At 49.1% G+C, this 16,147-nt stretch carries 14 protein-coding genes; 3 read left to right on the top strand and 11 right to left on the bottom strand.

The window, feature by feature from the left end; translation table 11 throughout:
• Positions 1–383 precede the first annotated feature (383 nt).
• Positions 384–1,238 carry an alpha/beta fold hydrolase gene (locus ABEW34_RS25005; RefSeq protein WP_430162396.1) on the top strand — a complete coding sequence of 285 codons (855 nt, stop codon included), beginning with the start codon at positions 384–386 and terminating at the stop codon, positions 1,236–1,238.
• A gap of 145 nt (positions 1,239–1,383) precedes the next feature.
• On the opposite strand, the gene ABEW34_RS25000 is transcribed toward ABEW34_RS25005, so the two are convergent.
• The 8 genes from ABEW34_RS25000 to ABEW34_RS24965 form a co-directional block, all read right to left on the bottom strand.
• Entirely contained in the window at positions 1,384–2,154 is a 771-nt protein-coding gene (locus ABEW34_RS25000; protein ID WP_430162394.1) for a response regulator transcription factor, read from the bottom strand.
• Positions 2,129–3,901 (bottom strand): sensor histidine kinase, encoded by a 1,773-nt coding sequence (locus ABEW34_RS24995; protein ID WP_430162392.1) that lies wholly within the window; start codon positions 3,899–3,901, stop codon positions 2,129–2,131. The genes ABEW34_RS25000 and ABEW34_RS24995 overlap by 26 nt, the downstream gene beginning before the upstream one ends.
• A gap of 80 nt (positions 3,902–3,981) precedes the next feature.
• A complete protein-coding gene (locus tag ABEW34_RS24990) occupies positions 3,982–5,037 on the bottom strand; it encodes an NAD(P)-dependent alcohol dehydrogenase (RefSeq protein ID WP_430162390.1) in 1,056 nt (351 codons plus the stop codon).
• A gap of 4 nt (positions 5,038–5,041) precedes the next feature.
• Positions 5,042–6,643: a glycoside hydrolase family 43 protein gene (locus tag ABEW34_RS24985; protein ID WP_430162525.1), complete on the bottom strand. Its 1,602-nt coding sequence runs from the start codon at positions 6,641–6,643 to the stop codon at positions 5,042–5,044.
• A 36-nt stretch (positions 6,644–6,679) separates the two neighbouring features.
• Entirely contained in the window at positions 6,680–7,954 is a 1,275-nt protein-coding gene (locus ABEW34_RS24980) for an ABC transporter substrate-binding protein (RefSeq protein WP_430162388.1), read from the bottom strand.
• A 56-nt stretch (positions 7,955–8,010) separates the two neighbouring features.
• Complete coding sequence (locus tag ABEW34_RS24975) at positions 8,011–8,868, bottom strand: carbohydrate ABC transporter permease (protein ID WP_430162386.1); 858 nt, start codon at positions 8,866–8,868, stop codon at positions 8,011–8,013.
• Between the two features lie 18 nt (positions 8,869–8,886).
• A complete protein-coding gene (locus ABEW34_RS24970; RefSeq protein ID WP_430162384.1) occupies positions 8,887–9,774 on the bottom strand; it encodes a carbohydrate ABC transporter permease in 888 nt (295 codons plus the stop codon).
• A 404-nt stretch (positions 9,775–10,178) separates the two neighbouring features.
• Positions 10,179–11,345 carry a TerD family protein gene (locus ABEW34_RS24965; RefSeq protein ID WP_430162382.1) on the bottom strand — a complete coding sequence of 389 codons (1,167 nt, stop codon included), beginning with the start codon at positions 11,343–11,345 and terminating at the stop codon, positions 10,179–10,181.
• Positions 11,346–11,556: 211 nt separating this feature from the next.
• Here ABEW34_RS24965 and ABEW34_RS24960 point away from each other — a divergent pair, with 211 nt between their 5' ends.
• Both ABEW34_RS24960 and ABEW34_RS24955 read left to right on the top strand, forming a co-directional pair.
• Complete coding sequence (locus tag ABEW34_RS24960; RefSeq protein ID WP_430162380.1) at positions 11,557–11,973, top strand: Rrf2 family transcriptional regulator; 417 nt, start codon at positions 11,557–11,559, stop codon at positions 11,971–11,973.
• A 157-nt stretch (positions 11,974–12,130) separates the two neighbouring features.
• Entirely contained in the window at positions 12,131–12,988 is an 858-nt protein-coding gene (locus tag ABEW34_RS24955) for an SDR family oxidoreductase (RefSeq protein ID WP_430162378.1), read from the top strand.
• Positions 12,989–13,169: 181 nt separating this feature from the next.
• On the opposite strand, the gene ABEW34_RS24950 is transcribed toward ABEW34_RS24955, so the two are convergent.
• From ABEW34_RS24950 to ABEW34_RS24940, 3 genes are all read right to left on the bottom strand, one after another.
• Entirely contained in the window at positions 13,170–14,252 is a 1,083-nt protein-coding gene (locus ABEW34_RS24950) for a peptidylprolyl isomerase (protein ID WP_430162376.1), read from the bottom strand.
• A gap of 102 nt (positions 14,253–14,354) precedes the next feature.
• Entirely contained in the window at positions 14,355–15,194 is an 840-nt protein-coding gene (locus ABEW34_RS24945) for a carbohydrate ABC transporter permease (protein WP_430162374.1), read from the bottom strand.
• Position 15,195: 1 nt separating this feature from the next.
• Entirely contained in the window at positions 15,196–16,086 is an 891-nt protein-coding gene (locus ABEW34_RS24940; protein ID WP_430162372.1) for a carbohydrate ABC transporter permease, read from the bottom strand.
• Between the last annotated feature and the right edge of the window lie 61 nt (positions 16,087–16,147).

Below are 16,147 nucleotides of genomic sequence, written 5' to 3'. Positions count from 1 at the left end.
TGAAAAACGGCTGGACAGGGAATTACTTTTTAATAAAAGAGGTGCTTCCCTGTGCTGCGAATCAAAATAATCGTTTGCTTATCCATCTTTGTTTTGCTGATCGGTCTAGGAGCTGTCATGAATAACCGATTGGAGCAAAAAAGATATACAACTGCTTCGCCCCCCATAACTGGGCCGTCCTATACGCTTTATCAAGCCTCGATTTGGAAAAACAGAGATTTTCCGCCGCTCCCATTCCAATCCAGGGAATATGTCCGTATTCAAAGGACGGAAAATAATGACTACTAGAAATTGAAAGCTCTCCTTGCCCGCTTTGACAAATTTCTTATTTCCCCTTAATATGGGCAGCACATACGAGCAGCGGATAGGAAGGGTGGATCGCCATGAATCGTCAAGTGAGCACGATACATCTAGGTGAATACGTGCTTGAATACTCTATTGTCGGCGAGGGACCGCCGCTACTGCTTTTTCATGGCGGGCACTCCAACTGCTACGAAGAGTTCGGTTACCAGAATCTTATCACTTCGGGCTATTCCGTTATCACCCCATCCCGAGCAGGCTATAGTCAGACCTCCCCTGTTCCCGAGCTGCAGCAAGCCTGTGATCTATACATGGCTCTGCTGGATCACCTGCATATTACTAAAGTTCATGTTATTGCAGTTTCAGCGGGTGGGCCGACAGGCATCCTTTTTTGTGCGCAATTTCCTACACGAGTGGCAAGCCTGACCTTGCAATGTGCAATCACCAAGCCCTGGCTCTCTTCAAGCGATACAGCCTATCGCATTGGAAGGCTGATTTTCAAACCCGGGGTGGAAAAAGGAACTTGGCTCATACTGGCTAGGATGAATAATCTTCTGCCGCGGCTCACGTTTAGAATGCTGCTTTCTTCCTTTTCTACCCTAACACAAGCTGAGGCGTATGCCAGACTGGATAATCTTGCTGTAGAATTATTTCGCAAAATGAACAACAGACAGCGTTCATATAAAGGCTTTCTTATTGATCTCGAGCAAACCCAGAAAGATTATACGAGAGAGCTACGTTCCATTAAAGCTCATACACTAATTATGCATAGCAAAAATGATCGTTCCGTTGCGCCCAGCCATGCTGAATATGCCGAAGCCCATATTGTACATTCTGAAGCTTTTATTCTGGATGCATGGGGCCACCTGATCTGGATAGGCAAGCACGCTGCCGAATTTGATCGCAAGCAGATTGCCTTTTTAGCTGAAAATAAATAAACAGCCCGCCTCCCTTAAAGCATAGCTATTAAAACCATAATGAACGGGTTTGCAATACGTCAAGCTTGGAAAGTAACATAACATTTACAGGGAGCGATTTCATGCCGAGGGAAAAGCATCCACAAAAAGGGTTGCATCCCTTCACTTAGGAAAGCGAACCTTGGCTCCCGTGAGCTGCCATCATCTTAAGCTGATCTCGGTACTGCTTCGGCGTAATGCCTTCATATTTTTTGAAAATCCGGATGAAATAGCTCGCCGTCTGCAGGCCGATTTGCTCCGAAATACCGTCCAAGCTAAGGGGAGAATGATAGAGCAGCTCCTTAGCCCGTTTCATCCGCAGCCGGATGACATAGTCACTGAAGCTTACGCCCGTCTCCTCCTTGAACAACACACTGAGATAGCTCGGATTCAGATGGACATGCTGGGCGACCTCCTTGATGGACAAAGGCATGCCAATACTTTCATGGATATACTTAACGGCATTAAGAATGTAAGCATTCGTGGATGGCACGCCATAGGAAAGCCCGTTTGCCGCTTCCTCCGACTTGGATTGAAACGCTTTTCCGACCGCCTGTATGAGCTGCTCCTGCCGAATCGGCTTCAGCAAATAATCGGCAGCGCCAAGCTTCAGCCCTTTCTGGGCATACTCAAATTCAGCAAAGCCGGTGAGCAAAATCGTACTTATGTCATTCTGCTCACCGCGCAGCGCCTCAAGCAGCTCGATGCCCGTCATGATCGGCATCCGAATATCGGTAATGAGCAGATCATAAGGCTTCTCCCGGAGCAGACGGATCGCCTGCTTCCCATTGTCGGCCATATCGACCTGCACCTTGTCCTCCCCCCACTGCTCCAAAGTGAAGGCCACCCCCATGCGCGAGTTGTACTCGTCATCAACGACCAATATGCTGTGATTCATCGTCAGAAGCTCCCCTCTCCGGCTCGGGCTTTAGTGGAATTTTCAATACGATCATCGTCCCGGCGCCCGGTGCGCTGTCAATGGTTAAGCCGTATTGCTTGCCGTAATGAAGCTGAATCAGCTTGCATACATTGAACAGGCCGATCCCGTTTTTGCCCGTTACAAAGGCAATGCTCAAATCATTCTGTAAGCGTTCTCTTATTTGATGCAGCTGGTCCGGGTCTATGCCTATGCCATTATCGCGCACCGTAAAGGAAATAACGCCTGCTTCCTCCCTTACGCGCAGCTTGATGATGCCGCCATGCTCCATAGGCTCTATGCCATGCACGATGGCATTTTCAACCAACGGCTGAATCGCAAGCTTGGGAATTCGCACGCCGCCAAGCTGCTGCTCGCAGTCGACTTCAATGGCGAGCCTGTTGCGCCAGCGCATTTTCATAATATCGCCGTACCGCTTGACCTGCTCCAGCTCCTCATCAATAGTGACAAATCCGTCCTGGGTGCTTGAATGAATCGTATACCGGAACAAGTCGGCCAGTTGAATAACGGTCTGCGCCAGCTCCTGCTCTCCTTTGCGGATATGATCCCAGTAGAGCGAATCGAGCGTGTTGAATAAAAAATGCGGATTGATTTGTGAATGAAGCGCTTTAATTTCGCTTTTGCTCTTTACAATTTCAATCTCGTAGACGGATTTAATCAAATAATTAATCTGCTTAACCATCTGGTTATACGTCATATTCAGCTGATTAACCTCACGGTTGAAATACTGGTCGGGATTTTCCCGCGGACTGCCGTGCTTGCCGCCTTGAATAATGCGTGTCAGGCTTCTGATTGGCGAAGTAATAAACTTGGATAAATAATAAGACAGCAGCGCAAACACGAAAATGCTCAGTACGCTCGCCCACAGCAGCACATCACGCAAAAAGTAAATATCGGCGGTCAGCGTTTGCTTGGGAATCAAAATTTGCAGCTTCCAGCCTGTCGATCGTATGGCCCGTTCTACTGTTACGTAATCACTGCTCTCTCCTTCAAGTGCGCCGACAGACAAGAGCAGTCCGCTGTCTTCCCCCACGTTCATGCTGTTGTTGTTCTCGTCAAGAAGACGCATCACCCGGCCTTTGTCCTTCGCCTTGTCCGTAGTCGCCAGATCAATAATCGAAGGCTTAAGCCGGATAAGCAAATAGCCGCCCTTCGCATATTTCTCCTTCTCCAGCTTGACCTGCCTGACAGCCAGCAAATATTCCGGATTGCCTGGATCGCGTCCGATCCATATCATCGCTCCGGCCTCATGGATTTCATCCGCCTGCTGCAAATAACGCGCCTCTATCCGCTCTGCGATACTCTTCTCCACAATGGGGTAGAGGCTGCGGGACAAGCTGTAAAGCTCAATATCCTTTATCGTATCTGAGTAGGCCGTCTTCTCGATGAGCAGCCTTCTCAGCTTCATTCGTTCGTCATAGACCGCCAAGTGCCCCTGCTTCTCCAAGCTGAGCGCTTCTTGTATCCGGTCATCCATGGCCAGCTGCAGCGTCAGAACGTTAACCTCGTTAAGCTGCGATTCCAGCCTCCCGCTTGCTTGCAGCGCAATCTCGTCGATGTACAGTGCCGCATTTTCCCGCTGCACCTTGGACAGCAGCACATAAAGGCTGCTTACGATAATGAGCAGGACAATGGACATGGTCAAAATAAAGCTGACAAAAATTTGGCCTCTCGTCTGATCCAGCCCTATTTTTTTGAAGTATCCCACTTGCTGCTTCCTCCAGTGAAACTTGCACAAAACCTACCCTCTCGAAAGTTCGTGAAAGGATAGGCTTTGTCCGCATATGGTTATTTATTAGGGTAGATCATAATTTTTATACTCGTGTCCTTCTGCGTACGGGCCATTTCTACTGCTGCCTTCGTATCTCGCAGCGCATATTTATGGGTAATGACCTTCTCGATGTCTACGCTGGACTGGCTGAGTGCTTGAATGGCGCCCGGGTAGGTGTTGGCATAACGGAACAATCCGAGCATATCTACCTCCGCATCGATGATCGCGTTCACATCAACCGGAATTTCGGAGGCTGCCGGCATGCCGACAAGCACAATGCGTCCACCGCGCTTGACGGTGCGAACCGCATCGGCGATAGCCCGTCCGTTTCCAGAGGTCTCAACAATAACCGTGACGCCTTTTCCGCCAGTCAATTCAGCAATGCGCGCCTGCACATCCTCTTTCATCGGATCAATAACCGCCGTAACGCCCATTTCCTTCGCCAGCTCCTGGCGGAAGGGCACAACGTCCGTCGCATAAATTTCACTCACGCCAAAAACCTTTGCTGCCTGAATCGCCAGCAAGCCGATCGGGCCAAGACCCGTTACGAGCAGACGGTCTGCCGGAGTAACCTTTGCGCGATTCATCGCGTGAAGGCCTACGGACAACGGCTCCAGAAGCGCGCCCTGCTCAAAGCTCATTTCATCCGGCAGCTTGAATAGGAAATCGCTGCGTACAGCTACATACTCAGCCCATGCTCCGTCAACCGGCGGCGTTGCCATAAAAACAACGTCCGGGCACAAATTGTAACGGCCCGATTTGCAATATTCACAGCGGCCGCATGCTACGCCCGGCTCTACCGCGACCCGGTCGCCAATCGCGACATTGGATACGCGTGCGCCGACAGCAACGACCTCGCCAGCCAGCTCATGGCCGAGAATAATTGGTTTTTCCACGACGTAGCGGCCAATTCTTCCGTGCTCATAATAATGAACGTCCGAGCCGCATACGCCAATACAATATACTTTGACGAGCGCCTCATCGTCTTTCGGCGTCGGAACAGGTACTTTTTGAATCTCGATATCCAGCGGTTTGTTCATTACGGCTGCATCCATTACGTTTATGCTCATCATCAGCTCACCTTTCAGAATACTTGAAATAATCAAAGTCCGCATGCTTGCCTCGTCCGCTTAAATCCTGTACGCAAATGCCGATAAATGCCCCGGTGAAGCCTTGATCCAGCGCAATGCCGTCCTTCACCAGCTCGGCGTTTTCATCCGATATTTTGCTGGCATCCAGAACAGGGCCAATCGGCTGCCAAGCTGCTCCATCCAGCGAATAGTAAAATTGCAGCGCCTCATGGCGGACTTCCGCCTTCAAATAGCAGCGCTCTGCCCCATCAATCGATACGGGCTGCTCAAGCGGCTCATCATATACGGCGCGGTCGCTCTGCATAATGCCGAGACATTTGCCCAGCTGCTCATCGCGGCTGATCCATAAGTAATAATAATTCTTTGTATTATAATAGTATACAAGCCCAGCAAGCTGCTGATAAGTATCTGGCTCAAATTCAACCACCGTTTCAGCAGCTGCTGTGAACGATTGCTGGCGGCGCGCTATCAGGCTCTGCCGGTGGGAGGAATACAGCGATTCTCTTCCCTTCAGCCTCATATAGCCGGGGCGCTCCTTCAGCGTTGCCCATTGCTCACTCCGCGGCTCGCGCAGCGTATGAAGATGAATGCTAATCGCATCCCCGTCAAAATGCTCAAGCTCCGGCTCCGCCGCAAAACGATGCTCCGGCAGTGCAGGCGCGCTCACCTGAATTTCCGGCGAGTGGCCTCCGCCGATAAGTCTCAACCAGCCATCCTCCGTCCAAACGACCCTCTGAAGGGCCGTTTCCCGTCCTAGTGTGCAGCTTCCCGAAGGGCTGAGCGGCCGCGCGCACAGATGGGCAATGTACAGCTGCCCATCCTGCGTCTCGACCAGACTGACATGGCCCGCCTTTTGCAGCGCTAGCTCTGGGCGGTCCGCTGACGTAAGGAGCGGCCCAGCCGGATCGGCCTCATAGGTGCCAAGCAGCGTCCGTGAGCGGGCAACTGTAGCCGCATGGCCAAAGCGCGTGCCGCCCTCGGCGGTAATCAAATAATAATAGCCGTCATGACGGTAAAGGTGAGGACCTTCCGTCAAACCAAGTTGCGTGCCGTCAAATATCGTTTGAATCGGTCCCGTTAGCGCCTTCAGCTCCTCGGAATACTGCTGAATGACGATGCCGCCGAACGGATTTTTCCCTTTTCGGTGATCCCATGTCAAATTGACCAGCCATTTGGTGCCATCCTCATCATGAAACAGAGAAGGATCAAAGCCGCTGCTGTTCAAATAAATCGGCTCTGACCAAGGCCCCATAATATCGGTTGCCGTGACGACATAGTTATGTGTGTCCTTGAACGGTCCCATATGGCTCTTTACATCGGTAAACACCAGATAGAAGGTGCCGTTATCGTAGCTGAGGCACGGCGCCCATACTCCTCCAGAGTCGGGATTGCCGATCATATCGAGCTGACTCGCCCGAGTAAGCGGGTGCGTTAGCACCCGCCAGTTTTTCAAATCGCGAGAATGATGAATTTGAACGCCGGGAAACCATTCGAAGGTCGAGGTCGCAATATAATAGTCGTCTCCGACACGAATGATTGAAGGATCGGGGTTGAAGCCCCGCAATATCGGATTGTTAATTACGTTAATCGTAAACGCCTCCTGTCTCGTGAGCTCCAGCCGTTGTTACTTGATTTTTGCCAGCTCGTCTTTAACGCTGCTTGCATTTTGGCCGACGATCGCACCGACCGAGTTCAGGAACTGCTCGGCACGCTTCGCGTCCAGCGCTTGGTCGTAGTAGCTGAAGAAGCCTTCCAGGCTGCTGCTGATCGAGCTGTCGTAGGCAAACGCGAGCGGATTCATTTTTGCCTCTTCAAGTCCTGGATTTTTCATCGGGCTGATGTTCGCGCCCTCATTAATTTCCTTCCGCTGCAGCGAGTCCGTAAGGAAACGGATCGCTTCATAAGCAGCTTCCTGGTTCGTCTTGGAGGAAATCGCCATGCCTGCGCCGAAGCCGCCTTGGTAAGTGTTAATGCCGCCTTGACCGCCATCTACGGTCGGGAATGGCACGAAGCCGACTTTATCGGCAAAGTCGCCATCCAGGAAGGAGTTCATTGCCCATTCGCCTTGCAAATACATCGCAGCTTTGCCGTTCGTGAACAACGATTCCGCTGCTGCATAATCAAGACCAAGGAAACCATTGATGAAGCCTTTATGATCGACAGCAAGCTCACGCAGCATTTCGCCCGCTTTCACAAAGCTGTCCTGAGTGAAGTCGGCTTCGCCTTTTTTCGCTTTCTCGAACGGCTCCATGCCGCCGATGCGCTGGGCCAGATAAGAGAACCAGTGCAGAACCGGCCAGCGGTCTTTGCCTGCAACTGTAATCGGAACGATATTTTTAGCGTTCAGTTGATCTACAACGCTTAGCAGCTCTGCGTAGGTTGTCGGAGGAGTCAGCCCATTTTCATCAAAAATTTGCTTGTTGTACCACAGGGATACGCCGCTGAACAGAACGGGAATGCCGTAGTTTTTGCCGTCGTAAGAGAACGTTTCCAATCCGCCGTTAAGCACGTCGTTTTTGAACGCCTCATCCTTGTTAAGCGGTTCCGTAATATCGCCCAGCATGCTGTTGGATACGAGCGTATCGAAAGTCTCGCCACTCCAATACGTAATAATATCCGGCACCTGGTTGCCTGTAATGGCTACTTTCATTTTTGTTTTCAAAGCCTCGTCTTCAAAAAACTCAGCCGTAAGCTCCACATTCGGATGCTCGTCGTTGAATTGCTTGATCGACTTTTCAATAATAGCCTTGTTTCTCGTCTCCATGCTCCACATGGTCAGCTTGGTTACATCGCCCGATGCAGCCTCTGTCGATCCGCCTTCCGCCTTGTTTCCAGCGCTAGAGCAGCCTGCCATCACTACCATCATCATTGCCAACAATAAAATAAGACCCTTTTTCATGTTTGTTTCCCCCTTGGATAGTGTCGAATGCCGCAGCTCATAAATAGATGTTTCGATCAACCTTTAACCGAGCCCGCTACAACCCCCTTTTGAATATACTTTTGCAGAAACATATATAAAATAAGGATAGGAGCTGTCGTAATGACCAATGCCGCGCTGATGAGCGAATAATCGGCACTGAAGTTGCCTTTGAACATCATAAGGCCGAGCGGCAGTGTTTTGAGCGATTCTTTGGAAACCATAACGAGCGGAAAGACGAAATCATTCATAATGTTGAAAAAGGAAAGAATCGTAATCGTTGCCAGAACGGGCTTCGCAATCGGAAAATACACTTTGAAAAACGTCTGGTAAATCGAGCAGCCGTCAATCATCGCCGCCTCCTCCAGCTCCTTCGGCACCCCTTGAAAGAAGCCATGGGCAATAAAGACAGCGACCGGAAGATTAAAGGCGACATAAGGGAAAAATAACGCCCAGAACGAGTCATACATACCCAGCTTGTTCGCCATCGTAAACAATGGAATCAAGGTGCTGTGGATCGGAATCATCATGCCGAGAAAAAAGGCCCCCAGCAGCAGCTTCGAGCCTTTAAACGGCCGAATCGATAAGTAAAAGCCAATCAGCGTCGATACGACCAGCAGCCCGACAACCGAGAAGAAAGTAATGTACAAGCTATTGAACAAATAGCCGTTGATGCCTTGGTTCCAGGCCTGCACAAAATTATCGAAATGCCAGGATTCCGGCAGACCCCAAGGGTTGGCGAAATACTCTTTGTTGGTTTTGAATGAGGAAATGACCATCCATACGAACGGATATCCTGTAAATACGAGATGCACCAGTAACAGCACATACAGCAGCAATCGGGAAAAACCTTTGCCGCGCGTCCCCGCCGGCTGCATTGTTTGCGTCGCGCTCACCTTCATCTCTCCTTTCTCTTATTCGAATCTGGCGCCTGTACGGCTCAGAAGCTTGGAAATCATAAATGCGAGGCACAGTCCGAACAGCAGCAGGAATGTCGAGATGGTGCTGCCATAACCGAAGTCCATCATGCGGAAGGCATTTTTCATCATATAGCTTGCTAGCACTTCACTGCTATTATTCGGCCCGCCGCCCGTCATAATATAAATCAGGTCGAAATATTTCAAAGAATTGATCACACAGTTCAGCACCGTGAACGTAATGGTCGGCCAGATGAGCGGGATTTGGATGCTGAAAATAATTCTCCACTCCCCAGCGCCCTCTACTCGTGCCGACTCCAGCACCTCTTCGGAAATGCCCTGAAGCGCGCCGAAATAGACGATAATATAAAAGCCGATAAACTGCCAAGCGACAACCGCGATTACCGACCCTAGCGCCGTCGCTTCTTCTCCGAGCCAAGCATGTGCCCAGCTGTCGAGCCCAAGCTGCATCAGCAAATTATTCAGCAGACCGAAATTCGGATCGTAAATTTGCCCCCACAAAATGCCAAGCACGGCTGTAGACAGCATAACCGGCGTGAAATAAATCGTTTTCAAAAAATGTGATCCTCTCAGCTTGTAGCTAAGCACAATGGCAAAGAACAAACCGACTGGCAGCTGAATGAAAAGCGCTCCCAATGTTAAATACACGGAGTTTTTGAGCGAGGTCCAAAGGATCGGATCATGAATCAGCCGATTGAAATTGTCTCCTCCAATAAAAATCTTTGCCGAAACTCCATCCCATTGGAAGAAGCTATAATAAATGCTCATACTGATCGGCACAACAACGATTGCCAAAAAAATCAACAGCGCAGGACCCATGAAAAACAGTCTGCTGCCCAAGCGTCTGACGCCTGTCTCGTTCATCCGTAACACCCTCTCCTAGCTTAATGCGCATGATGCCTTGCTCTGTTGTATCCGTTTTCATCATTTTATCAATGACATAAATCATTGTAATGACACGATGATTAGGTAAAATAGCACTTTCATTAGTTCATCCGGCAGGGCGAGGGAATACAACAAAAAAACCGCATTCGTCTGAATGCAGTTGTTTGGGATAATGCTTTTAATTGGTGCTGAACGTAACTCCAATAAGCTTGTTGGACACAGCAGCCGCTATTTCAACCGAATCACTGGTTATAGCATAGTTCGCGGACTCAGGAGCAGCTATTGCACTAAAAATCGCTATTTTGAGGGGATAATGAGGCCAATAACGGATCTCCTGTCCGCATACGACCCGAAATCGCATAAAAAGCCAGAATAGCGGAACCTCAGTCCCAATCATCCTTAAACTCTTCAGGGCCAACATCCATTTTAAAATCTCCATTTGCATAAAGAAGCGGACTACGCTCTTCCCCGTCTTTGGAGTATTTTTCAACGTGACTGACTCGCATTTGCTTGGCATCTGTGAAATCGATGTGGGCAATTGCTACCCAATAGGCGTAATCGTTTTTCTCGAGCAGTGGTGCTGTTACGGTTTGGCCCTGATGATTATCAACAATTGCGCGAACCTTCATCGATTTAAAGCTGCCCGTTCCATTGCTTAATGCGCTATAGGCAGCAAATAAAACGAAGCTTAACGCTTCCGGCCGATGAATGACAATCGTTTCTTTACCATGCCCCAAAGCATCCCCATCCAGTTGAATGTACGGTGCAGTATGTGGCGATCCAAAGTTGCGATAATAGATTTTGCCAACCTGCCTGTCCTTTGTTACATAAAAACAATACAAATCCAAATCCTTATCCGTTTGCCATTCCAGAGTCGCCGTAACCTTGGCCGACTTTTGAATGTTAATGCTTTCTTTCTTCTTGAGCTCCACTTTTAGCAGTTGGTGTGGCTTTGCAGGGGAAACAGCGGGTTCAGCAGCAGCAGCCACTTCCGCATGTGATTCGCTGTATACTTTGAGTCCAAAGTTGCTAACAAGAGCAGCGAGCCCTCCCTCAAACCCGCTTCCGACGGCGCTAAACTTCCACTCCCCCTTATGAAGATAAAATTCCCCAACAACGATAGCTGTTTCTATGCTAAGGCCTTCTCCGAAGTTAAATCTTCCTATCTCCTCGCCGTTGATCGGGTTATAGATTCGCCCTACAGCGCTGCGAACTTGGGAAAAGGCTTGGCCGTTCAATTCCCCATCATGAATGGTGAGTGTTACCGCGATTTTATGTATATCACTCGGTATCTTTCCTACCGAAATTTTTATAAGCTCTCGATCACCATTCGCTGGACCTGAGTGCACAACGGCATGCTGCCGGCTGAACTGTTGATTGTAGAAGATCATATCTTCATCCTGAGCACATACATCTGCTTGATTTAAGAGAAAAGCTGATGCATTTATATCAATTGCCGCATCTGCCGCCTGCCAAGAAAGCCCAATGACAATATCAGTAATCCCGCGACCTTTTGTAACATCCATTTTTTGACCTTTTGTTAGGATCATGGATAGCCCCCCTTATCGATCTCCTATTTTACAAAATGACACATTTTTAGTATATCACACGAATTAATGACTATAGACATCGTAACAGCTTCTTGGATTTCTCTTCGCCCAAGTCATGCAAAAGCAATGAACCCAAACACAAAAAAATAAAATAACAGGATTGACTTTCCGCCGAGAAGTAACTATGATAGTTACAACGGTGGTGATAACAATGAAACAACTCAGCAGCCGCTTCTCGATGGGAGTCCATATTCTGACGTTGATTGCTGTTATGCCGGGAGATTGCACAGGGGATATTATTGCTGGCAGCGTGAATACGAATCCCGTCGTCATCCGAAGAATTATGGCCCAGCTGAAAAAAGCCCGCTTGATAAGCGTCCGGCCCGGTGTTGGGGGTGCTACTCTTTTGAAAGACCCCGCATCTATTAGCTTATTGGAAGTGTATCATGCGGTTGAAGTCATTGATGAGGGACCCTTGTTCCATTTTCATCAAAATTCTAGTCCACGCTGCCCTGTAGGCAGAACCATTGAAGCCTCGCTTACGACAGAACTGGCGGAAGCCCAAGCTGCTATGGAGCAGAAATTAAGCAGCGTGAGCATCGCGAAGATGATGGGACAAGTAGGATGAGAAAAGCTCTTGCAGCAGCTTTTTTTATACGCTCGTTGTAACCACTTAAGTTATAACATTGAAAGTTTCAATAGTAAATAAAGCTAGGCTACAAGGGGATTTCGATAGTGGAATTCCGTTTAATTACACACAAAACCACCCCATGGAGGAATGAATCATGAAAATTTTAGTAACTGGCGCAACTGGACAATTTGGCTCCCACGTAATCAATTCCCTGTTGAAAAAGCTGCCCGCTGAACAGCTTGCGGTAAGTGTGCGTACACCAGAAAAAGCCGCGCATTTGCAGGCACAAGGCGTTGACGTTCGCTACGGTGATTTCGATCAGCCCGAAACCCTCGATAAAGCTTTTGCCGGTGTAGACCGTTTGCTCATCGTTTCCGCTGATGCAGATAATGCTACGCGTATTCGCCAGCATCAAGCCGCTATCGATGCCGCTAAAAAAGCAGGCGTAGGCTTCATTGCTTATACAAGCGTTGCCAAAGCAGACAAGAGCACGCTCTCGCTCGCAGAAGTCCACCGCGCTGCGGAAAAAGCGATTGTTGCAACGGGAATTCCTTATTCGCTGCTGCGTAACAACTGGTATGCTGAAAACGAAGCTGGCAGCGTACAGGGCGCCATCCACGGAGCACCTTGGCTGAATGCCACTGGTACCGCGCGTGCAGGCTATGCATTACGGAGCGATTATGCCGAAGCGGCGGCGGCTGTTCTAGCTGGCGAAGGCCATGACAATACGGTTTATGAGCTGTCGGGCAAGCCGCGTACGCAAGCTGAGCTTGCAGCCATCACTGGTGAAGCATTGGGCAAAGAAATCAACGTCGTTGATGTAGATGATGCTGCATTCGCCCAAGCTTTGACGCAAGCAGGGCTTCCTGATTTTGTCGTAGCGATGATTGTTGATTTACAAGCCCCAATCCGTGAAGGCTCCCTCGATGTGGAAAGCAATGATCTGGAAACGCTGCTTGGACGTCCGGCTGCTCCACTCAGCGCATTTGTTACCGCTCTTTCTGGACGTTAAGCTTTCCTCGCTAAGAGGATAATCAGGGTAAGCTAATGAACCGAGGTTGTCTCGAAAGGTCACAAATGACCTCCGGGACAGCCTCGTTTTACGTTAAACGTCTGGAGAAAGGGCTTTGATACATGCCACCCCTTGTCAAGGTGATCATACATACCGAAAGGGTCTGCTCCCGTTTGGCTGTTCACGCTCCTGCCTTCAACCGATCGAAGGCTTCCTGATTTACAGCAATGTCCACTGCTTTTACCTTTTCCTCAAAATAACGCTCGAATTTATGATGAAGCACTTCGCTTAGCAACTGGGATTCCAGACTCGCAATCGGAACCGCATACTGTTCATTTTTGTCGATCAGCTGAATAATGGAGAAGCTGCTGCCCTGATCAATAATGGCGGAATGCTCGCCAATCTTTAATGTTTCAGCAGCCTGCTTCAGCAAGGTGTCTGCTTTGAGCGGAGAGGCTTGCTGCTCTAGAACGAGCGAGCTCTGGCGTATGCCGTCTTTGCCGTACTTCCTCCCCACTTCCGCAAAAGGCGTACCGGAGTCTAGCTGCTTAAGAGCCAGCTTTATTTTCTCGCCTGCCGCTTTCCGTTCTTCATGGCTATAGGAGACGGAAAGTTCATTAAAGGTAATTTGGGTTTGATTTTCAAACTTTGCCGCATGAAATTGATAACGTTCCTTCACTTCGTCCTTCGTTACCATCAATGCCCCTTCTCCCAGCTTCTCCTCCAGGTCCAGCCTTAATTGGCTTAAGGAATAGAAATAATATTGGCTGAGATCGTATTGGGCCAGGCCAAAAATCGCCTTTCCCTGCTCTTTGCTTTCGCCGCGCTCTGCATTGTTTTTCTCCCATCGTTCAGCGAAGCTTCGAAAGGAGCTGTCTGCCGCAAGCCCCTGCTCTATGGCCAGCAGCTGCAAGGTTTTTCCTTTGACAGCCTCGTCCATTGCCTGCTGTTTAAGCTTATCAATCGGACGCTCTGCTCCGAACGTTTCCGTCCAGAAGGCTTCGCTATCTTCTGCCCCATAGGTCACGTTAAAATAGTTGGTAACGGCTCCTTTTTCCTTCTCCATATAAAGCACAAACTCAGCATTGGTCACAGGCAAGCCGCCCACCTCCAGGATGATCTCCTCTCCTTGAGGCTCGGGGGGCAGCAAGGCTCTTAATCCTACGATTGAAATAACCGCCACTACTCCAATAACGACAGCGAATAGCACAATTCGAGACTCAGCCGTATTGAAAAACCTTTGGTTAGACCCACTCCGATTCATCCTTCTCCTCCATTCGCATCCAATATCCCCTGCTCCACTCAGTTAAAGCTGCACTCCGCTTTTCCCTTGGCCTTTCACTCAACCTTTCACATGACCCTTCACTCAGCCTTTCACTCCACCAAGCGACATGCCATTCGTTAATTTTTTTTGCAGCAGCGCGTATACGATAATGGTGGGTGCAAGTACAATGACTAGGCCGGCGAAAAGGGAGCCCCAATCGGTAGCAAATTGCTGGATTTGCATCAGATTAGATAAGCCGACTGGAATCGTCTTCTTGCTGTCGCTCGTAATGAAGGTCATCGCCAGCACGTATTCATTCCAAAAGTCGAAGAAGCTGAAGACAGTCAGCGTAATAATGCCCGGCCGGGCCATCGGTACAATAATGCGCAGCAAAATGCCAAAATAGCCGCAGCCATCCATCATGGCGGCTTCCTCGTAATCGTGCGGAATCGACTTCATGAAGCCGGTAAGCAAATAAATAGAAAACGGCAAGCTGCCTGTCGCATAAACGGTGCTTAACCAAAAGCGATTATCGAGCATATGCCATTCATTCATTAAAATGAACAGCGGCACAATAATATACACGCCCCCGATAAACAGCCCTGCCATATAAAATTGCGCTATAAATCCACGCAAGCGGAATTTCATCCTCCCCAGCACATAGGCAGAGGGAACCGCCGCAAGCAGCAGCACCGCCATCGATAATAGAACGATAATAACGGAGTTGATCATGTAATCGCCCATTTTCGCCGTCGTAAAAGCATGAACATAATTGCTCCAATTTAGGCTCGACGGCAGCCGCCAAGGGCTTTCCATAACCTCCGTATTGGTTTTGAAGGATGCCAGTACATTCCATACAAGCGGATAGACGACTAAGAGCGCCTGCACGAGCAGAAAGAGGCGAAGAACGATTTTCCCCGGAATGGATGTTACAGAGGGCATGTTAATACGATCCCCTTTCCGTTAATTTATTGCTCACAAGCGCGAGCAGCATCGAAATGACAAATACGACAACCCCGATCGCCATCGCATAGCCAAAATTCGAGTTCGTGAAAGCTTGGGCATATAAATAAGTCATCACGACTTCCGAATGCCGATCAGGCCCACCCCCCGTCATAATCGAAACTATGATAAAGCTAATGCTAAGGACCCCGTTAATGCTGAAAATAATCGTGACGCGGATAATCTCCCAAAGCATCGGAATCGTTATGCGGAAAAATTGCTGTATGCGGGTTGCCCCATCAAGGTCGGCAGCTTCATAAAGCTCCGGCGAAATGCTGTCGATCCCTGCCATATACATGACCATGTAATACCCGGCCGCCTGCCAGATCAAGGTAATCGCCAATGCCCAAAGGACGGTGCGCTGATCGCCCAGCCATGGCTTCGCCCACTCCCCAAGTCCAATCATCTCTAGGCCAGTGTTCACAAAGCCCATCGTAGGGTGATAAATAAAGGACCACAGGATAGCGATAACAACGAATGACAAGATGCTTGGAAAAAAGAAAACGGTGCGGTAAAAGCCGCGTTCCTTGAGCTTCGATTGCGTTAAGATAGAGGCATTAATTAAAGCGATCATAATCGTAATAATCGGCACGACCAGCATTAAAAAGCCCGTATTGCGCATAGATAGCAGAAACGTCTCATCGTGAAGCATATCCGTAAAATTTTGAAGTCCGATATATTTCGGCTCATCACTGAGCCCCGTCCACAGGTACAGCGACTTTTGAAAAATTTGAAACGTAGGATACACCTTGAACAAGGAGAACAGCAATAGTCCTGGCAATAAACATACGAGGATGAACAAGGTTCTTTTTGTTTTCATAGTCATCATCATCATTCCTTCCCCCTGCCCCAGGTGATACGCTCATGCTTGCAGGCTTATGGCTGCACAATGG

It is taken from the genome of Paenibacillus algorifonticola (assembly GCF_050481745.1).
In the GTDB taxonomy this organism is placed as follows: Bacteria; Bacillota; Bacilli; order Paenibacillales; family Paenibacillaceae; genus Pristimantibacillus; species Pristimantibacillus algorifonticola_A.
Note: the sequence above shows the minus strand (reverse complement) of the source record. Positions and strands in the feature narration are given on the sequence as shown.